This is a genomic window from Buttiauxella selenatireducens (assembly GCF_031432975.1).
GTDB classification, from domain to species: domain Bacteria; phylum Pseudomonadota; class Gammaproteobacteria; order Enterobacterales; family Enterobacteriaceae; genus Buttiauxella; species Buttiauxella selenatireducens.
The window spans coordinates 828,053-849,945 of the sequence record NZ_CP133838.1 but is presented as its reverse complement, the minus strand read 5'-3'; the positions used below and the strand labels follow the sequence as shown (position 1 = coordinate 849,945).

7 protein-coding genes are annotated in these 21,893 nt (G+C 51.6%); 5 read left to right on the top strand and 2 right to left on the bottom strand.

What is annotated here, in order from left to right; translation table 11 throughout:
* Window positions 1-53: 53 nt before the first annotated feature.
* Entirely contained in the window at window positions 54-14,039 is a 13,986-nt protein-coding gene (locus RHD99_RS03900; protein WP_309877520.1) for a retention module-containing protein, read from the bottom strand.
* 399 nt (window positions 14,040-14,438) lie between these two features.
* Here RHD99_RS03900 and RHD99_RS03895 point away from each other — a divergent pair, with 399 nt between their 5' ends.
* Genes RHD99_RS03895 through RHD99_RS03885 form a run of 3 tightly spaced genes read left to right on the top strand, consistent with a single transcriptional unit; the run spans window position 14,439 to window position 19,338 of the window.
* Window positions 14,439-15,782, top strand: a complete 1,344-nt coding sequence (locus tag RHD99_RS03895) for a TolC family outer membrane protein (protein ID WP_309877518.1) — start codon at window positions 14,439-14,441, stop codon at window positions 15,780-15,782.
* A 24-nt stretch (window positions 15,783-15,806) separates the two neighbouring features.
* The gene (locus RHD99_RS03890; protein WP_309877516.1) at window positions 15,807-17,978 is read left to right on the top strand and encodes a type I secretion system permease/ATPase; all 2,172 of its coding nucleotides are present in this window, start codon (window positions 15,807-15,809) and stop codon (window positions 17,976-17,978) included.
* A complete protein-coding gene (locus tag RHD99_RS03885) occupies window positions 17,965-19,338 on the top strand; it encodes an HlyD family type I secretion periplasmic adaptor subunit (RefSeq protein ID WP_309877515.1) in 1,374 nt (457 codons plus the stop codon). Before RHD99_RS03890 ends, RHD99_RS03885 begins: the two co-directional genes overlap by 14 nt.
* Window positions 19,339-19,443: 105 nt before the next feature.
* On the opposite strand, the gene RHD99_RS03880 is transcribed toward RHD99_RS03885, so the two are convergent.
* Window positions 19,444-20,049: a helix-turn-helix domain-containing protein gene (locus RHD99_RS03880; protein ID WP_183270526.1), complete on the bottom strand. Its 606-nt coding sequence runs from the start codon at window positions 20,047-20,049 to the stop codon at window positions 19,444-19,446.
* 529 nt (window positions 20,050-20,578) lie between these two features.
* On the opposite strand from RHD99_RS03880, the gene RHD99_RS03875 reads away from it, so the two are divergent.
* Together RHD99_RS03875 and RHD99_RS03870 are read left to right on the top strand one after the other, a co-directional pair.
* Complete coding sequence (locus RHD99_RS03875; RefSeq protein ID WP_309877514.1) at window positions 20,579-21,364, top strand: winged helix-turn-helix domain-containing protein; 786 nt, start codon at window positions 20,579-20,581, stop codon at window positions 21,362-21,364.
* On the top strand, window positions 21,361-21,879 hold the full coding sequence (locus RHD99_RS03870; RefSeq protein ID WP_183270528.1) for a hypothetical protein: 519 nt from the start codon (window positions 21,361-21,363) through the stop codon (window positions 21,877-21,879). Before RHD99_RS03875 ends, RHD99_RS03870 begins: the two co-directional genes overlap by 4 nt.
* Window positions 21,880-21,893: the final 14 nt, after the last annotated feature.

Below are 21,893 nucleotides of genomic sequence, written 5' to 3'. Positions count from 1 at the left end.
ACCCTTTGAATTGCATGCGAAACACACCGCCCGGTGAGGGCGGTGTGAGTCAATTAATGTGAGTAATGCTCGGGTTTGGCGATCAAATGATCCAGTGAATAGCTCGATGAACCATGAGCATCATGAGTCACTAAAGGAGCGGGATCGCTGACCGTGTGGACGGAATGCGCTGCATCTCCCTTCCCGCCGTGAGCATCGCCGCCTTTGATAAGCTGCGTGATATCCGTCCCTTCATGCAGCTCATGCGCCAGATCGCTCAGATCAATTTTCCCGTGATCGCCGCTCGCTTTTCCGGTGAAGACTTGATGATCATCGCTGCTGTGATGGTCTTTTTCAGGGTGATGAAGATCGAAAGTCAGCGATTCATGGCTGTCATCAAACAGGTTACTTAAACCATGATCGTGAGCAGCGGCATGCGCCGCATGGTGTGGTTTGTCAGCGAGTTCATGTGATTCTTTGCCATGACGAGATGCCGCATCCAGCGTCACGTTCACCTCTTGCGACTCACTGCCCGTGTTGCCATGTTCATCGTGCGCGGCGATTGAAACCGTCACCTTGTTGTCACCGGTGTGGAAATCAGCCGTATTCACCGGGATGTCGTAAGTTAAATGCCCGTCCGTTTCATGCAAAATAGCCTCGTAATGCTTGCCGCCAAAAGTGGCGGTGATGTGAGCGCCTTTTTGCACATCGCCTTCAACCTGCCCGGTAATATGCGTCAGCTCATGATGGGCTTCGTGGGCATTGATGTGGTTATCACCCGCAACCTTGTTCACGGTGAGGGTCGCGTCTGCCTGGGTATCGAGTTGAATAGTCTGATGCGAGTAAGCCGATCGGGTATTACCCGCATGATCTTCCGTCGTCACACGCACCTTCAGCTCGTTATCGCCTTCGCTTAACCACGATTTGTCCATTTGCGCTTCGTAGCCCAAATGGCCGTTAATCATTTTTACTTCCGTGGTGAAAGTATGATGATTCACTTGCAGCGTCACGTGCTCACCCAGTTTCACATCCTGGCCCACCTGACCTGAAACGGTCATATGCTCAGGATCTTTCGCATTGACGACGTTTTGGGTAGCCAGCGGATTGATGGTGATCGAAGCATCAATTAGGGTGTCGACAAAAACAGGATGGGTTTGCGTGGCCGTGAAATGGTTACCTGCCTTATCGGTCACATCCACGCTGGCGTTCACATCGTTGTGCCCCTCGTGCAACCAGGCCTTTTTAATCTCAACGTCGTAACCCAGATGATCGCCCAAGTCTTTAACCGTCGTCGTGACAGCATGGCCGTTAATTTCCAGGGTTACCGCATCGCCCTCTTTCGCATCCCCGTTCACCGTACCGGTGACAGAAATATGAGCAGATTCATGCGCATTAATGGTGTTATCCGCGGTAATGGCGTTAACGGTGATAGACGCATCGGCGTGGGTGTCGAGAACCACATCCTGTGTATGGGTCGCGATGAGTTTATTTCCCGCGTTATCGCGTATCCGCACACTCACCTCGACATCGTTGTGACCTTCGTGCAGCCAGCCTTTTACCACTTTAACGTCATAGCCCAGGTGGTCACCCACTGGCACAACTTTGGTCTGGATAGTGTGACCATTCACGTTCAGCGTGACGATATCCCCCCTCCGCGCATCACCATCAACCGTGCCTGTGACAGAAACATGAGCAGATTCTTTGGCGTTGATGATGTTATCGCCCGCGACGGGGGCAAGGGTTATCGACCCGTCAATATGGGTATCGAGTGTAATGTTATGCGTATCGGTCGACGTTGCCGTGTTACCTGCGGCGTCTTTCCCGGTTACCGATACTTCCACACGGTTCGGGCCTTCTTTAAGCGCACTATTATCAACAGCAATATCGTAAGTCAGCTTGCCGTCATGGTCGGCAACGACGCCGGTGAACGTATTGCCATTAACGGTAAGCGTGACCGGGTCCCCGGCATGGGCATCGCCCGTTACCGTGCCCGTAACATGCGTTGTCGGTTGCCCGAACTCTTTAATATTCACTTTATCGTCACCCGCCACGGTATCGATATGAATGCTGTTTGATGCCGTCTTATCAACGGTAATAGTGTTGTTTTCGGAAACAATCACGGTGTTACCCACCGCATCGGTTCCGGTCACCGTGTAAGTAATGATTTGATTCTGAAGCAGATCTGAGGTCGGCACTTTCACGCTAAAGGTCAGATTGCCACTCGCATCTTTTTCAATCGGGACAATCAGGTCGTTGCCATTAACGTGCACAATCACATTATTGCCAACATGCACGTCACCGCTGACCGTACCGCTAATCTCCGTAAGCGCCTGTTTGCTTTCATCGTTATTCAGCACGTTATCGTCAGTCACGTCATTGATGTTCAAAGCAACATCGGCATGATCGTCAATGGCGACAGGTCTGGATGCACTTTGGCTAAAGTCATTACCCGCATCATCTTTGCCTGAAACCGTCACGGTAATATGTGGCTGTTCATGTGGATGAGCCGTTAATTCAGCGTCTAATTCAGCTTTTAAATCAGCGGTATTGACCTGCATTGTGTAGCCAAGCTGCCCGTTCATATTAGGCAATTCACCCACCGTGACGACCGTTGTGTGGCCATTGAGCGTGATTGTGACTTCATCACCAATACGCGCATCTTTACCCACCACGCCGCTTATTTCCGTCGTTTTGGCGCTGAGATCGTTCGCACTGAGGATATTGTCGCCCGACACCGTGTTTATGGTGATGGAACCTTCAGCAACGGTATCAACAGAAAGCCCGTGAGTTCCCGTCACGGTGACGCTGTTTTGCGCCGCATCGTGTCCGGTGACCTCCGCAGTGATCGTTTTGCCCTGCACCAGATCGCTGGTGAGGACACTCACTTTGTAAGTGTCGCTGCCGTCCACCACAGCATCATATTTATGATTATTGACGGTGATCGTCACATGATCGCCCTGCTCCACATCACCTGAAACTGTACCGGTAATGTCGGTATTCACGTTGCGCGTTTCATTCAGGTTAAGGACGTTATCAGACGTGACGTTATCGATGGTGACATGCGCAGAAACATCGGTATCAACGGTAACGGTGACATCATTCGAAACGGTGATCACATTGCCTTTGTCGTCATGCCCATCCACGCTGGCAGTGACCTGAGGATTCTGGCGCAGGTCGTCGATGCTGACATCTTTGCTGAATGTCATCACACCCGTTGCCGGATCTTCGTGTACTTGCGTTGTGATCTTGTGCCCGTTGACCATCAACGTGACATTGCTGCCATCATGCACGCCATCGCCCGTCACTGTTCCACTAATGGTGGTGGTGCCGTTCTTCGCTTCTGCGATGTTAATCGTGTTGTCACCGGCAATTTTATCCAGTTGGATCGTAGCGCTAACATCGGTATCCACTTGCACTTTTGCCTGTGCATCAAATACGTGAGTGACGGTACCGCCATTATGTGCCGTGACGCTTGCCGTGATGTTCGGGTTTGCCATGAGGTCTTTGGTGTCGACGTTGGCTTCGTACCCCAATTCGCCCGGAAGATTTGGCTGCTCAGAAACGATGCAGTCATAATCTTTGCCGCCAACATGCACCGTCACATGATCGCCTTCCTTAACATCGCCCGACACGGTGCCGCGAACCACCGTCGTCGGTGACTGAGACTCGGTTTGGTTAATGGTGTTGTCACCCGCAACCGTGTTGATGGTGATCGTGGCATGCGGATCGCTGTAATGTGGTGTCGTGGTGCCACCGTTATGATCGGTGCCGTTGTTATTGGTAGACCACGGCACGTTAGCATGAACCTGAGCGGTTGCCGTCTCGGTATTACCGTACGGATCGGTGCTGGTTATCTGTACGCTAACATCCGCATTATTGTCTAAATCATGAGCATTGATGTAGACAGGTTGACCGGTCACGTGGTCAGTTAAGTGATCGCCGCTAAAACCAAGATGACCGTCCGGGTAGCGCTGAACCGTCGTTTCATAGGTTTTGCCACCAGCGAAGATCTTGACCACATCCCCTTCTTTTGCATCACCGCCGACGGTTCCTTCGATAATCCAAAAATCTCTGGAACTGTTAAGTGCTAATGAGCCGATTTTTATCTCAGCGTCCGCACGCGTATCAATATTCACGACGCGATCGAACTCCGCCAGCAGGGTGTTGCCTGCCGCATCGGCCCCCATCACTGAGGCATGAATATCCGGTTTATCACCGCCGGAAATCAAATCGGCGGTGCTGACTTCAATGGTGTAAGTGCCTTTATCGCTCACATACCCGTAGTAATGTTGCCCGTTGACCGTCAGATCAACCTGATCGCCAGTATGCACATCGCCCGTGACATTCCCGGTGATCGTGGTGTGGTCTTTGTGGGCTTCAGCATTGTTAATCGTATTGTCGTCGGTGACGGGATCGATAGTAATGGTTGCGTCCGCATGGTCATCTCTTGAGACGTCATGAGTCGCCCCCGCCGTGATGGTGTTTCCAGCGGAATCGGAGGCATTGACGGTGGCGACAATATGCGGATCGTGTAGCAAACCTTTCGTCGGAACATCAATGGAATACCCCAGGCCACCGCCCAGGAAGGTCTGCCGCCCAACAACGGCGTGGTAAACCTGACCATCAACCGTCACATCCACCACATCGCCAATCTTAACGTCGCCACCCACCCGACCGTTGATAGTCGTGGTATCAGATTCTTGATCGTGTTGATTAAGAATATCGTCGCCAGAGACGATATTGATCGTCAGCGAGGCGTCTGCGTGATCGTCAATATTCACCCGATGATGATCGGTTGCCGTCACGCTGTTCCCCGCCGCATCGGTCACGCTGATGCTGGCGATGATAGTTGGATCGGTATGAATATCACGGGTCTCAACCAAAATTTCGTAGCCCAGTTTGCCATCAGGCAGAGTTTCCACTGTGCCATGGTATTCATGGCCGTTGATGTTCAACGTCAGTGGATCACCCGCCTGCATTTCACCCGACACTTTGCCCGTCACCAGGGAATAGCGATGATTCAGTTCTTCGTCATCCAGGGTGTTATCGTCAGTGACTGAATCCACGGAGATATGCGCAATCGCCTGAGTATCAACGATAATATCCTGCGTCGCGTGTGCCGTTGCCACGTTGTTGGCCTGGTCGGTCGCCGTCACGCTTGCTGTAATGTGCGGATCCACCATCAGATCATGAGTGCTGACTGAAATGCTGTATTGGTGGCTTGCATCCACCCGGCCTGTGTAGTCGATACCGTTGATATGCAGTGTGACCAGGTCGCCTTCTTTGGCATCGCCGCCGACGCTGCCGCTCACGTTGGTGAATTCGCTCTGCGACTCTTTGCCATTGATCATATTGTCATGATTGGCGGTCACCGGATCGATGGTGATAGTCGCCACCGCTTCCCGGTCCACCGTCATGGTGGTGGTCACTTCCGCCAGTTGTTGGTTACCGACGCTGTCATGGCCGACAACATGTGCAGTGATATTTTGATCCGCCAGCACATCTTTGGTGAGGACATTCAGGCTATAGCCGAGCGCGCCATTGAGATGCGGCTCCACGGTTGTCTCATAGTTATGCCCATTCACCGTGACGACAATTTTATCGCCCGCGTGCACATCATCGCCGCTAACGGTGCCGGAAACTTTGGTCGTGTGTTGCTTCGCTTCCAGTTGGTTGATGGTGTTATCACCCGAGACGATGTCCATGGTGATACCCGCTTCGGCATGGTTATCGATGTGCACCGTATGCTCGGTGGTCACGGTCACCACGTTGTTTAAGTGGTCAGTCGAGGTAACGGAGGCGATGAATTTAACATTGGTATCAATGTTGCCTTGATTATCACTGAACGCCGAGGAATCAACCGGGATCTGGTAACCCAACTGGCCGTGACCTAAATCGATCACGTTGCCGCTGAAATGGTGACCATTAATCTCCAGGTTGACCGAATCGCCCAGCTTCGCATCACCGCCAACAACGCCACTGACCAGTCGCATTGGTGTCGCCAGCTCATCGTGGTTCAGGATGTTATCGTCGGTAATCGAATCAATCGAAATCGTGGCATCCGCGTGGGTATCAACCGAGACATTATGCGTGAGCACCGCATGTGCAACGTTGTGTGCTGCATCATTACTGGTTACCGTCACCGTTAACGCATTATCGCCTTCATGAAGGACTCCGCGCGGGATCGCCACTTCGTAATGCAGGTTACCGTAAGCATCAGCCACGACCTTGCCGTGGTAGTTGTGGCCCCAAACATTGACCACCACCGGGTCACCGTCTTTGGCATCCGTGCCACTCACATCGCCACTGATAAACGTTGCGCTGTTGGATTCCGCAGCATTGACCCAGTCATCACCAGCCACGGTATTGATCGTTATCGCGTTATTGGCATGGTTATCGATATGAACCGTGTGATCGGTGGTCACTGTGACTTCGTTGTGCGCCGCATCATGAGAGGTCACCGAGGCGGTAAACTTAACGTCCCGGTCTATTTCGCCTTCGCTATTTTGACCAAACGCCGAGGAATCAACGTCGATGTGGTAACCCAGATGGCCTTTGCCATCCAGATCAACCACCGTATCTGAGTATGTGTGCCCGTTAATCTCGAGGGTGACGATATCCCCCACTTTGGCATCGCCATCCACCGTACCGGTGATGGTCTGCTTAGGCTGGGCCAGCTCATCGTGATTGAGTATGTTGTCCTCGGTGACGCCATTAAGCGTAATCGTCGCGTCAGCGTGGGTGTCCAGCGTGACGTTCTTATGAGCCGTCGCAATGGCTTCGTTGCCCAACGCATCGTGGCTGGTTAGCGTCACCACCACATCATTCTTGCCTTCGTGCAGCGCGCTTGTTGGCACCGGCACTTCGTAGCGCAGGTGGCCGTGGTTATTCACCACTACGCCAGTGAACGTTTGGTTATTGACGGTCACGACAACCGGATCACCTTCTTTTGCATCACCACTTACGCCGCCGGTAATCAGCGTATCTTGCGCGGACTCTTTGGCGTTGACATAGCCATCGCCTGATACGGTATTCATCGTCAGACCGGTAACCGCGAAGTTATCGACATGAACCGTATGCTCAGTTGTCACGGTCACTTCATTGTTGACGGCATCATGGGAGGTGACGGACGCGGTGAATTTCACCTCCCCGTCAATTTTGGTGTTGTTATCACCGAATGCCGAAGAGTCCACCGGGATTTTATAGCCCAGCGAGCCGTCGCCCATCTCGATAACGTGGCCGGTATATTTGTTCCCGTTAAAGTCCAGAATGACGACATCACCTTTATGCGCATCACCCCCGACCGTTCCGGTGATCAACTGCTTTTGCTCAGCCATTTCAGCGTGGCTCAGGGTGTTATCTTTGGTGACACGATCAACGGTGATAGAAGCATCCGCATGGGTATCCAGCGTGACGTTATGATGCTCGGTCGCAATCGCTTCGTTACCCACCTTATCGTGGCTGGTCACCGTCACGGTGACATTATTTGCACCTTCTTTAAGTGCGCCACTCGGCACGGCAACTTTATAGACAAGATGGCCGTTTTCATAAGACACCTTGCCGAAGAACGGCTGTACATGCCCATCCAGGCGCACTTCCACAACGTCACCCGCTTTCGCATCCGGCCCGGTGACATCGCCCGTGATGAGGGTGTCGTGCTGGGACTCTTTAAAGCTAACGATGTTATCGCCCGCAACGGTGTGAATCGTCACGCCGTTATTGGCGTGGTTATCAATATGTACGGTGTGTTCGGTGGTCTGGATAACTTCGTTGCCCGCTTTGTCGTGAGACGTCACGCTGGCGGTGAATTTAACGTCGGTGTCGATTTCACCCTGGTTATTACTGAACGCCGATGAGTCCACCGGGATTTGATAACCCAGCTTGCCGTCGCTCAGCTCAATCACGTTACCGGTGTATTTGTGCCCGTTAATGTCCAGCTCAACAACGTCGCCTTTACGCGCATCGCCATCCACCACGCCGCTGATCAACTGGTGCGCTTTGTCCAGTTCCGTGTGGTTTAGCACATTGTCTTTAGTGACATCATCAATCGTGATGGTCGCTTTAGCATGGGTGTCGAGCGTGACGTTTTTGTGCTCTGTCGTAACCGCTTCGTTGCCCACGCCGTCATGGCTGGTAACCGTCACCTGCACGTCGTTCTGGCCTTCGTGCAACAGGTCGGTGCGCACCGCCACATCGTAGTGCAGCCTGCCGCGTGCATCTGCGAACACTTCACCTTTAAAGTCGTGCCCGTCCACGCGCACCACCACATGATCACCCGCTTTCGCATCCGGCCCATTGACGATACCGGTGATGTGCGTCGGCCCTTCGGACTCGATTTTGTTGACTACGTTATCGCCCGCAACGGTGTTGATGGTCATGCCGTTATTGGCGTGGTTATCAATGTGTACCGTGTGTTCGGTGGTCTGAATAACCTCGTTGCCCGCTTTGTCGTGGGACGTCACGCGGGCGGTGAATTTAACGTCGGTGTCGATTTCACCCTGGTTATCACTGAACGCCGAGGAGTCCACCGGGATTTGATAACCCAGCGAGCCGTCGCTCAGCTCAATCACGTTGCCGGTGTATTGGTGTCCGTTAATGTCGAGCTCAACAACGTCGCCTTTACGTGCATCGCCATCCACCACGCCGCTGATCATCTGGTGCGCTTTATCCAGCTCGGTGTGGTTCAGCACATTGTCGTCGGTGACGCTGTCAATCGTGATGGTCGCTTTAGCATGGGTGTCGAGCGTGACGGTTTTATGCTCTGTCGCGATGGCTTCGTTACCCACGCCGTCATGGCTGGTAACCGTCACCTGCACGTCGTTTTTCCCTTCGTGCAACAGGTCGCTGTGCACCGCCACATCGTAGTGCAGTCTGCCGCGCGCATCCGCGAACACTTCACCTTTAAAGTCGTGCCCGTCCACGCGCACCACCACATGGTCACCCGCTTTCGCATCCGGTCCGTTAACGATACCGGTGATGTGCGTTGGCCCTTCGGACTCGGTTTTGTTGACCACGTTGTCGCCCGCAACGGTGTGAATCGTCACGCCATTGTTGGCATGGTTATCGATATGTACCGTGTGATCGGTGGTCTGGGTAACTTCGTTGCCCGCTTTGTCGTGGGACGTCACGCTGGCGGTGAATTTAACGTCGGTGTCGATTTCACCCTGGTTATCACTGAACGCCGAGGAGTCCACCGGAATTTGATAACCCAGCGTGCCGTCGCTCAGTTCAATCACGTTGCCAGTGTATTTGTGCCCGTTAATGTCGAGTTCAACAACGTCGCCTTTACGCGCATCACCATCCACCACGCCGCTGATGATCTGGTGCGCTTTATCCAGCTCGGTATGATTCAGCACGTTGTCGTCGGTGACGCTGTTGATCGAAATAGTCGCTTTGGCCTGGGTGTCGAGCGTGACGGTTTTATGCTCCGTCGCAACCGCTTCGTTGCCCACGCCGTCATGGCTGGTGACCGTGACCTGCACGTCGTTTTTCCCTTCGTGCAACAGGTCGGTGTGCACCGCCACATCGTAGTGCAGCCTGCCGCGCGCATCCGCGAACACTTCACCTTTAAAGTCGTGCCCGTCCACGCGCACCACCACATGGTCACCCGCTTTCGCATCCGGCCCGTTGACGATACCGGTGATGTGCGTCGGCCCTTCGGACTCGATTTTATTGACTACGTTATCGCCCGCAACGGTGTTGATGGTCATGCCGTTATTGGCGTGATTATCAATGTGTACCGTGTGATCGGTGGTCTGGATAACCTCGTTGCCCGCTTTGTCGTGGGACGTCACGCTGGCGGTGAATTTAACGTCGGTGTCGATTTCACCCTGGTTATCACTGAACGCCGATGAGTCCACCGGGATTTGATAACCCAGCGTGCCGTCGCTCAGCTCAATCACGTTGCCGGTGTATTGGTGTCCGTTAATGTCGAGCTCAACAACGTCGCCTTTACGTGCATCGCCATCCACCACGCCGCTGATCAACTGGTGCGCTTTGTCCAGCTCGGAATGATTCAGCACATTGTCGTCGGTGACGCTGTCAATGGTGATAGTCGCTTTAGCCTGGGTGTCGAGCGTGACGGTTTTGTGCTCAATAGCAATCGCGGTGTTACCGGCATCATCGACGCCGGTGACCATCACCTGCACGTCGTTACTGCCTTCACTCAGCGCATCAGTCGGCACCGGCACCTCATAGCGCAGGTGACCGTTTTCATCGACGGTGACCGCGCCGTAAAACTCTTTACCGTTGACGCTGACCACCACGCGGTCACCCGCCTGTACATCACCGTTCACGTCACCGCTGATAAACGTCGGCATGCGTGATTCATGGGCGTTCACGGTGTTGTCACCCGCCACGGTGTTGATGGTCAGAGCGTTGTGCGCCTGGGTGTCGAGCACCACGGTTTGGTGTTCCACCACAATCGCGGTATTACCGTCATCGTCGACACCGGTCACCATCACCTGCACGTCGTTACTGCCTTCATTCAGGGCGTTTGTTGGCACCGGCACTTCGTAGCGCAGGTGGCCGTTTTCATCGACGCTCACCGCGCCGTAAAACGATTGGCCGTTGACGCTGACCACCACGTGATCGCCCGCCTGCGCATCACCGGTGACTTCACCGCTAATCAATGTCGGCATGCGGGATTCGGCTGCGTTGACCACGTTGTCCGTCGCCACCGTGTCGATGGTCAGAGCGTTGTGCGCCTGGGTGTCGAGCACGATAGTTTTGTGTTCCACCGCAATCGCGGTATTACCCGCATCATCGACACCGGTGACCATCACCTGCACGTCGTTACTGCCTTCACTCAGCGCGTCGGTCGGCACCGGCACTTCATAGCGCAGATGACCGTTTTCATCGGCGGTCACCGCACCGTAAAACTCTTTACCGTTGACGCTGACCACCACATGATCGCCGACCTGCGCATCACCGGTGACTGCACCGCTGATCAACGTTGGCATACGGGATTCGGCGGTATTCACGGTGTTGTCACCGGCTACGGTGCCGATGGTCAGGGCGTTGTGCGCTTGAGTGTCAAGCACCACGGTTTTGTGTTCCACCGCAATCGCAGTATTACCCGCATCATCGACGCCCGTCACCATCACCTGCACGTCGTTACTGCCTTCGCTCAGCGCGTCGGTTGGCACCGGCACTTCATAGCGCAGGTGACCGCTTTCATCGACGGTGACTTCACCATAGAACTCTTTGCCGTTGACGCTGACCACCACGTGATCGCCCACCTGCGCGTCACCGGTGACTGCACCGCTGATCAAAGTGGGCATACGGGATTCAATGGCATTGACCACATTGTCCGTCGCCACGGTATCAATGGTCAGGGCGTTATGCGCCTGGGTGTCGAGCACCACGGTTTGGTGTTCCACCGCAATCGCGGTGTTGCCGGCATCATCGACGCCGGTGACCATCACCTGCACGTCGTTACTGCCTTCGCTCAGGGCGTCAGTTGGCACCGGCACCTCATAACGAAGGTGGCCGTTTTCATCGACGGTGACCGCGCCGTAAAACGATTGGCCATTGACGCTGACCACCACGTGATCGCCGACCTGTGCGTCGCCGGTGACTTCGCCGCTGATCAAAGTCGGCATGCGGGATTCGGCAGCGTTGACCACGTTGTCAGTCGCCACGGTATCGATGGTCAGGGCGTTATGCGCCTGGGTGTCGAGCACCACGGTTTGGTGTTCCACCGCAATCGCGGTATTACCGGCATCGTCGACGCCGGTGACCATCACCTGCACGTCGTTACTGCCTTCGAGCAGCGCGTCAGTTGGCACCGGCACTTCGTAGCGCAGGTGACCGCTTTCATCGACGGTGACTTCCCCATAGAACTCTTTGCCGTTGACGCTGACCACCACGTGATCGCCGACCTGCGCGTCACCGGTGACTTCACCGCTGATAAACGTTGGCATGCGTGATTCGGCAGCGTTGACCACGTTGTCAGTCGCCACGGTGTCGATGGTCAGAGCGTTGTGCGCCTGGGTATCGAGCACCACGGTTTTGTGTTCCACAGCAATTGCGGTGTTGCCCGCATCATCGACACCCGTCACCATCACCTGCACGTCGTTACTGCCTTCGCTCAGGGCGTTTGTTGGCACCGGCACCTCATAACGCAGATGACCGTTTTCATCGACGGTGACCGCGCCGTAAAATTCTTTGCCATTCACGCTGACCACCACGTGATCGCCCACCTGCGCATCACCGGTGACTTCGCCGCTGATCAAAGTGGGCATGCGGGATTCAATGGCATTGACCACGTTGTCACCCGCCACGGTGTCGATGGTCAGAGCGTTATGCGCCTGGGTGTCGAGCACCACGGTCTGGTGTTCCACCGCAATCGCGGTGTTACCGGCATCATCGACGCCGGTCACCATCACCTGCACGTCGTTACTGCCTTCACTCAGCGCGTCGGTCGGCACCGGCACTTCATAGCGCAGGTGACCGTTTTCATCGACGGTCACCGCTCCGTAGAACTCTTTGCCATTAACACTCACCACCACGCGATCGCCGACCTGCGCGTCGCCGGTGACCTCGCCGCTGATCAAAGTCGGCATGCGGGATTCAATGGCATTGACCACATTGTCCGTCGCCACGGTGTCGATGGTCAGGGCATTGTGCGCCTGAGTGTCGAGCACCACGGTTTTGTGCTCAATAGCGATGGCTTCGTTACCCGCCGCATCGTGGCTGACGAGCTGGACTTGTACGTCATTAGCCCCTTCTTTGAGAAGGTGGGTTGGAACCGGCACTTCGTAGTGCAACTGGCCGTTATCGTTCACGACAACACCGTGGAAATCGCGGCCACCTACCGTCACGGTAACCGGGTCGCCTTCATGAGCATCGCCACCGACCACACCCGTTATCATGGTTGGCATGCGGGATTCGGCAGTGTTAACGATGTCATCGCCTGCCACGGTTTGGATTGAAAGGGTGTTATGAACGTCGAGATCGATTTCAACGTGATGGTCAGAAGAGACTTGAATGGTGTTACCGGCTTCATCCGTTGAGGTCACAGTGGCATGGATGTTCGGGTCAGCCAGCAGCCCCTGGGTGGAAACATCAATGCGATAACCCAGCACACCATTTCCCAGGTCGATAACCACGTCGGCGTATTCATGCCCATTCACGGTGAGGGTAATTTTATCGCCGATTCTGGCATCCCCGGAGACCGTGCCATGAACGGAAGTCTGTTCATGATGGGATTCGGCAATATTGATAACGTTATCTGCCGTAACGTTATCAATGGTGATGTTGTCATGGAGCGCGATGGTGTCGATTTGTGCTTCAGCCGTGCTGACTGCCGTGCGGCCAGATACATCTGTCGCCGTTGCTACGACGGTAATCTCACCTTCAGCAAGACCACTTAAATCAGGTTGAGTTGTCCAGTGACCATTTTTGACATCCACTTCAATCGTCAATGTGTTTTTTTGGCTATCGGTAAACGTCAGCGTCACATGATTCTGGTTACTGGTGCCGTTGATAGTGGCGTGATTTATTTCATTTTTGTTAATGAAGCCATCGTTACCCGCAAAATCATCAATCTGAACTAACGGAGGGAGAACGGGAGGAGAACCCGCCGTCCTGGCACCTTCGGGCAATTCATGCGTCCATGTTGGCGCGCCCAGGCCCTGAGTCTTAAAACCGGCAGTCGGATCAATAATCTCCCCGGTTAATTCCAGTTGGACGTGGGTATGACCCCCGCCGCCGCCAACAAGGGGCGCTGGCGTTTCGTTACCTGCGGCGGTGGCTTCTAAGGATTGGGTCGGGTCAGCGCCATCAGCAATGGCTTTTTGTAACGAAGCGACATCCTGGGCGTCATGTTCCGTGCTATTTACCGCGGTTAGACCGTGTTCAGTCCAGTGGCTGTTACTCCCGAGATCCAGCGTTTTGCCATCGGGCAAAGAGACGCTGACCGCGCCGCTACTGCCTGTGACAATCTCCTCGCCACTGTAGATTCGGTCACCTTCTTTCAAGAGACGCTGCGAGCCATCTGCTTCGATTACATAAACCTGGCCAATTACTGCTCTGATGACACCGAGTAAATTGCTCACCGTACCCTCTCTTGAATATCTTCGTTATTTTTATGAATGCCGCGATAATTTAAATAATTAATAACATTGTTTTTTCATTCACCGAATACAACGAAATAATAAAAATGCCCATTAATGGACATTCCTTATTTATCGCTAATTAATAAATGTAGAAAAAAACACAGTTATTATAATTCTAAAATCGCGAGCTTGACTGGTTATTAAATATAATCAAAAATGACGCAAAGTGAAACATCACATTACAAAACATTAAATTCCATTTCGAATGAAAGTCCATTTAATGCAATCAGACAAACACCTCTGCACTTGTTAATTAGTATGATGTTTCGTGTTAAAGCACAAAGGGATATAAGGCGTGGTATAGGGATATCATTAACGCGCATAATAAGGCTTCATTACATGCAGAAGTTTCTTTTGTTTATTTTTGGTGTTTTATCAATACAATCTGTTAACGCAGAAAGTTTACAAAATACCGTAGAACATGCCCTTTCCAGCCACCCTGAAGTTAATGCCTCAGTAAATAGTCGCTACTCGGCGGAACAAGATTTACGTGCCGCACGTGGAGGGTATCTCCCTTCTTTGAATTTAAATGCTGAAGCGGGGCAAAAAAACCTGAATGACGCGACGACGCGTGCTGGCGGCAATAATAATGGGATGAATCTTTCCCCGAACGATGCCACGGTGAGTCTCGATCAGAACGTCTTCGATGGCTTCGCAACGACCAGCGAAGTGGGTCGCCAGAAAGCAACCGTTGATTCCCGCGCATTTACCGTGTTGAACGTTAGCGAAACCACCGCATTAAACGTGGTTCAGGCCTATCTCGACGTGCTGCAACGCGAGGAATATGTGCGCCTGGCGCAGGATGATTTGGCAAACCATGAGCGCATCTACGACCAGATTCGTTTGCGTACCGATCAGGGTGTTGGGCGTTCTGGTGATTTGATGCAGGCGGAAGCCCGGCTAGCGCAGGCTCGCAATAACTTGCTGACCGAACAAACTAACCTTGAAGATGCCCATACTACGTTTGCCAGTGTGACGGGGGAAGCCCCTGAAAACCTGAGCCTGCCTGAAAAAATTGATGGCAAGCTGCCGAAATCGCTGGAAGATGCGAAGCGGATAATGGAATCCAATAACCCACTGCTGAAGTCTGCTAATTCCGATATTGAAGCGGCGCATCAGCAATACGAAGCATCGAAATCCACGTTTTATCCGCGTGTTGATGTTTCGCTTTCCCACAGTATCAGTAACGACACGGATACGACGCGCGCCCATGCAGAAGAGTGGCAAGCGATGGTGAAACTGCATTACAACCTGTATCAGGGCGGTAGCGATAAAGCCGCAATGGATTCCCGTGCTTATCTGGAAAAACAAGCGCAAGACGTGAGAAATAATACCCTGCGCCAAATGAACCAGGAAATGGGGCTGGCATGGTCTGCATTAAAAAGTGCAAAAGACCAATTACCCGCGGCAGCAGAATATGCCGATCGCACAGTAAAAGTCCGCACGGCTTATCAGGATCAATTCAGCCTGGGTGAACGTACTCTGTTGGATTTATTAGACAGCGAAAACGAAGTGTTCTCATCTAAGCGTCGCCTGGTTGAATTACGTTATTTGGAAATATCTTCCGGCTATCGAATTTTTGCGCGTACGGGTGAATTACTAAAGGTATTAAACATTAGCCCTACGCCTGCGGGCCAGCCAATAGACACCGCGAATAATAATGCATTACCCGAACTCAAATAGTATTTCTAAAACGCAGAATATAAAATGAATACACTAACTGAGGCTCCTCCGATTGAGGAGTCGCATTATCATGACCCGCGTAGCCGCAATGACGATCCGCTGCTCGATTGTTTGCTGGTCCTTTGCTCATTGCAGGGTAAATCAGCCAGCCGCTCAACATTAAGCAGTGGCTTACCGCTGGAAAACGACCGCCTGACGCTGGCTATTTTACCGCGCGCGGCCGCCAGAGCGGGGTTAAAAGCCCGCGTCATTAAACGTGCGCTGGATAAAATTCCCGCGATGTCGCTCCCGGCCATTCTCCTGCTACGTGACGGCGGTGCGGCCGTGTTGTTGGGCTGGAACGCAGACGGTTCAGCACGCGTGATGCCCAGCGAAAGCGAAGGCGGCGAAATCTGCATTGACGCAAAAACACTTGAGCAAAGCTATGCGGGGCAGGTTATTTTCGCTCACCCGCGCCATGAGTTTGATCTGCAATCTGAATCGTTCCTGCCGCGCACAAAATCGTGGTTCAAAGACACGCTTATGCTGTCGCGCTATCTGTATATGGATGCGGTGCTGGCGAGCTTACTGATCAACCTTATCGCGCTGGGTACACCGCTGTTCACCATGAACGTGTATGACCGGGTTGTGCCCAATCATGCAACAGTCACGCTGTGGGTGTTGGCGGTGGGTATTTGCCTCGCGTTCATTTTTGATTTGATATTAAAAATGTTACGCGGTGTCTGTCTCGATATTGCCGGGAAAAAGAGTGACCTGATTATTTCCGCCACGCTTTTTGAGCGTATCACCGGCATGGAGATGAAAGCGCGCCCTGCGCGTGTGGGCAGCTTTGCACAGAATATTCACGAATTTCAGTCGTTGCGCGATTTCCTCTCCTCCCTCACGCTGACCACGCTTATCGATTTACCGTTTACGCTGGTGCTGCTGTTGGTTATCGGCATTATCGGCGGCACGCTTGCCTGGATCCCCTTGCTCACCTTCCCCATCGCCTTGCTGATTAGCTGGGCGTTGCAAAAACCGGTCAATGCCGCCGTCGCCAAAACAATGAGCCTGGCAAGCGAGCGCCAGGCGCTGCTGATTGAAACCCTCAGCGGCCTCGATGCCATTAAAGTGAACAATGCCCAGAGCGAACGTCAGTATCAGTGGGAACAGACGCTGGGTAGCCTGAGCCGCCTGGAGTTACGCGTAAAAACGTTATCCAGTTTTGCCAGCAACCTGACCGGTTGGTTCCAGCAAATGTCTGGCGTCATCATGATTATCGTTGGCGTATACATGATTATTGGCGGCAAGTTGAGTATGGGCGGCCTGATTGCTTGTTACATGCTTAATAGCCGTGCGCTGATGCCCATGGGGCAACTCACGGGGTTAATCGCCCGTTACCAACAAGCGCGACTGACCATCAACAGCACAGAGAAAATGATGTCGATGCCGCAGGAACGACGCGAGCATGAACACCCTCTGAAACGCGAAAACTTCCGGGGCAGCATCGAATTCAAAGATGTCGATTTCAGTTATCCCGAGCAGAAAAATCCTTCGCTGCAAAAGATAAATCTGACGATAAAACCCGGCGAACGTGTCGGGATCATCGGCCGCAGCGGGTCGGGAAAAAGCTCCATCAGCAAGCTCATTATCAATCTTTACCAGCCGACCGCCGGTAACATTTTGATCGACGATGTCGATGCGCGTCAGTTGGACGTGAACGATCTGCGCCATAGCATTGGCTACGTGCCACAGGACATTCAGCTATTTAACGGGACGCTGCGCGATAACCTGATTTCGGGTGCGCGTTATGTTGATGACGAAACGATGTTGCGGGCCGCAGAACTCGCGGGAGTCAGCGAGTTCGCTCGTCTTCATCCTGACGGTTACAACCTGCAAGTCGGTGAACGTGGAATGCAACTGTCTGGCGGCCAACGCCAGGCCGTGGCACTGGCGCGCGCATTGTTGCTGGAGCCACCGGTTTTGTTACTTGATGAACCCACCAGTGCCATGGACAACACCAGTGAAGACAGAATCAAACAGGCGCTGGTGCCATTCGTCGCCGATAAAACCTTATTACTGGTGACTCACAAAGCGTCGATGCTGTCTTTGGTTGATCGCCTGATTATTGTTGATAAAGGGCGCATTATCGCTGATGGCCCGAAAGCCATCGTTATGGATGCGCTGAAGAAGGGGCAAATCAATGCGTCTCGCTGATTTATTTACCCGTTTGCGCCAGCACCTCGGCCCCTACTTTAAAGGGCGCGATGAGAATCAGGCCGAAAACATTAATGAAGTCAGTCATGCACTTATTGATGATTCACCGCGTGTTATTCGCCTGACGCTGTGGACGATTTTGGTTTTAGTCGTGCTGGCCTTTGTGTGGGCCGGATTTGCGCAGCTTGATGAGGTGACGCGCGGCGAAGGCAAGGCGATTCCTTCTTCACGCCTGCAAAAAATACAAAACCTTGAAGGCGGTATTGTCACGCAACTGTTTGTTCATGAAGGGCAAATAGTCAATGCTGGCGCGCCGTTGCTGCACCTTGATGATACGCGTTTTGCCTCAAACGTCGGTGAGACTGAAGCGGACAAACTCGGTTTACAGGCCAAAATTGACCGCCTGACAGCCGAAGCGGAAGGCAAAGATTTCATTATTTCTGACGACATCGTGAAACAGGCACCTGATGTAGTACGAGGCGAAACTGATTTGTTCAATAGTCGTCGCAGCCAGTTCCAGAATGAAATCGAGGGTCTGCAAGAGCAGTTAGTGCAGAAGAAACAGGAGCTGCTTGATTTTAAATCCAAGCAGGATCAATTCAGGCACAGCCTGAGTTTGTTGCAACAAGAAATCAAAATGTCAGAGCCGCTGCTGGCGTCTGGTGCAATTTCTAAAGTCGAGATCCTGCGTTTGCGCCGCACGGAAGTGGAAACCAAAGGTCAATTGGATTCCATCACCTTATCCCTCCCGAAATCCGCGTCCGAAGCCAAAGAGATTGAGAATAAGATTGGGGAAAGCCGTAACCGCTTCCAGAGCGATGCGTTGTCACAGCTTAATGAAGCGCGCACCAATCTGAGCAAGGCCGAAGCGACGGGCAAAGCACTGGAAGATCGGGTGAACAGAACGATGGTGGTGTCACCGGTCCGCGGTATCGTCCAACAAGTGATGGTGAATACGATTGGCGGCGTTATCCAGCCTGGCAGCGACTTAGTTGAGATTGTTCCGCTTGATGACAAACTGCTGATTGAAGTGAAAATTCAGCCACGCGATATCGCATTCCTGCACCCTGGTCAGCATGCCGTGGTGAAATTTACCGCTTACGATTACACCACGTATGGCGGCCTGAATGGTGAGTTGGTGCAGATTAGCCCTGATACCGTGACGGATAAAGAAGGACATAGTTATTACATTGCCCGTCTGAGAACCGATAAAAACTATTTGGGCAGCGAAGAACACCCAATGCTGATTATTCCGGGGATGGTCGCATCGGTTGATATTTTAACGGGCAGGAAATCGATTCTGAGTTATCTGCTGAAGCCGATTATTCGAGCCAAAGCGGAAGCTCTGCGTGAAAGATAAAAAAAGCCGCAACGGATAACGTTGCGGCTGAATCTTTTTTCTTTCGGTACGTCGTTAATGGTGGATGGCGCTATCGCTTATCCACCCGACAAACTGGCAGAAATCTTACTGACAATGAAAAGAAGCTAACTTGCCACGTTTTAGCGTTAACTTTTCTTCATTAACTAATTCTTGTAGCACCTTATGGATAGCACTCCGCGAGATATGATTTCGGCTCAGGATAAAAGTATAAACCGACGTTTTATCGCGAACTTCTGGATCAAGAGACCATATATGCTTCACATGCTCCGTCACAATTTCGCGGATAGTTTTGTGGGAACGCATATTTTCACGTTGGAAGTAGCGCTGAAGATGGCTGGTTAAAATATCAAACGCATGCATCCACAAGTTTTTCTTTGTCAGCAATTCATTGGCATTCGCGGTGCTCATCACCCACATTTCACAGTCCGAATCACATCGTAAGTAATGCGATGCCACTTCACTGCGCATTTGCACCAATCCTAATATTGCCGGAGCGGTGAGACTTATCGTTACCAGGTCATTTTCGACTCTGTAGACGGAGACGGTTCCTTTCTCCAGGAAAAATAAATTGCCATCCTTTCTCAGCTCAATGCGTTGACGTTTTTTTCGCAACGAAAAATACGCATTTTCTGATTTTTTTATTTCATCGCCAATGAGCATTACAGATTCATCTACGTTCAGGCTGGACATCAATTTCTCTTACTTAGATTGTGGATATATGGAGAAACGTGTACTTAATAAGCCCACGTTACGGCATGTCATCTTTAACGTTTTCAGGACATCGCTTCAATAAAATAAAGGTATTAAAAACAGCTTGAAAAGTAAAACACATTAAATAAAATGGCCAGATAATTGATCACACAATATATTTATTGATTTCCAGAGTAAATAATTACTCTGGTAACTAAGGCGCGACCGTCTCGCTCACATCTTTGCCACTGAGTATATTTATCTGCTGGACTAAGGTAATGTTTTTTATCTTTGCACCGGGATCTTTCTCTTTGTCATAAAAAAAGAAACTGCAAAAATATGTATGACTTTGATTTTAGTTAATTTTTATTGTTTATAGTGTGTTTATCATTTGTTAGAAGTATTGTGAAAAGCTAAAATAAAGCGCAAGACGGGACAGGCTAACAAAGACACACCGTCATTCCCTGCCCCAAATGCTTACCATGGCATGTGTCAAAGACCTGCCTGAGCTAACGAGAGTACTGGCAACATGTCCGAAGCAGACAATCTGTTTTATATCATTGAAAATAAAATATTATTTATCCCTTCAAAGCAGAGTCTGGTGCATACGGATAGCCATGAGCAGATAAAACTCAAACCCACAGCGTCTTTGTGCTTATTATTGCTACTCAGAAACCATGGTGCCATTGTCACGCAGAATGAATTGCTCGCTTTTGCATGGGGTGAGAGCCATCGGCAGGTAAGTTTTAACGCGTTTTATCAAAGTATTCTTTCTTTACGAAAGTCCTTTGTACAAATGAATCTGGAGAAACAAATCATCACGACGGTTCCACGCAAGGGACTTATCATCCAGCAAGAAATAAGCGTGGAGGTGCAGCACGATCCTGTACCTGAGATGCAGCCTGAAGCATTACCCGTAGAAATAACACGGGAATCGACGCCTTATAAAACCATAAATAAAAAGCGCTCTTTTTTAAACCTGACAGAATGGCTGATGATTATCGCCACCGTGTTAATAATGGGTGTCGTCCTCTATCCCCGTGTATATAGCGAGCAATATTTTTCAGGTTATGTTTCCCCGAAAAAATATGATGGTCAATGTCACTACTTTTTCAATGGTGATACCAGTAATCATCTACGTCATGAGGCGTTCATCAAAGAACATCCTGAATTGTGCAAGGACGATAACTATCTCTATATAACGGCGTACACTGAAACAAAAAATATTTCTGTCATTCTCTGTACCACCAGTATGGAGTTATCACAAGGTAACTCTTGTCAAACCGTCTATTATCCTCGGTACGATAGTCAATGAAGATATTCACAGCGATTGCCTCAATTCGAACCCAGACACGCGTCATTTTTTTAGTCTGCGTCGCTATTCTTTCCAGCCTGGCGCTGTATCTTCATCAGCCTTCCAATGACGCACGACACAATCTTGCCTGCCGTGCGAATTTACAAATAGTCAGAGACAAGGCGTCCTTTCGAGGGATCATTGATTTTAAATCTGGCGACGGCAAAGGTATTGCTCACATTAACGGCATCATTAATGTCAGTGCTCAGGAAGAGTACACCGTTCAGCGTACTATTCTCTTTACCCATGCTGATTACGGACTCAGCCCAGTTTGGGTATCTCGCCAGATTATCATCTCGAACCGCGAAACAACTCCATCAGGGATACTTCAGCAATTCCTGCCCGACTTTTATCTTAAAAGTGCTGGCGTAACGGACATCGATATTTTTGCGCTGAACAAAGATGCAGATCTCATCACCCGAGAAGGGATCCCTTACTTGTACTGTCAGAAGTTTATGCTTCCTGACGACGAGTAAAATGTACTCAACAT

What these genes read in the sequence shown, in the direction of transcription:
- RHD99_RS03895 (WP_309877518.1), top strand. Translation starts at nt 14,439, where the DNA reads ATGCAGAAGTTTCTTTTGTTTATTTTTGGTGTTTTATCAATACAATCT.
- RHD99_RS03890 (WP_309877516.1), top strand. Translation starts at nt 15,807, where the DNA reads ATGAATACACTAACTGAGGCTCCTCCGATTGAGGAGTCGCATTATCAT.
- RHD99_RS03885 (WP_309877515.1), top strand. Translation starts at nt 17,965, where the DNA reads ATGCGTCTCGCTGATTTATTTACCCGTTTGCGCCAGCACCTCGGCCCC.
- RHD99_RS03880 (WP_183270526.1), bottom strand. Translation starts at nt 20,049, where the DNA reads ATGTCCAGCCTGAACGTAGATGAATCTGTAATGCTCATTGGCGATGAA.
- RHD99_RS03875 (WP_309877514.1), top strand. Translation starts at nt 20,579, where the DNA reads ATGTCCGAAGCAGACAATCTGTTTTATATCATTGAAAATAAAATATTA.
- RHD99_RS03870 (WP_183270528.1), top strand. Translation starts at nt 21,361, where the DNA reads ATGAAGATATTCACAGCGATTGCCTCAATTCGAACCCAGACACGCGTC.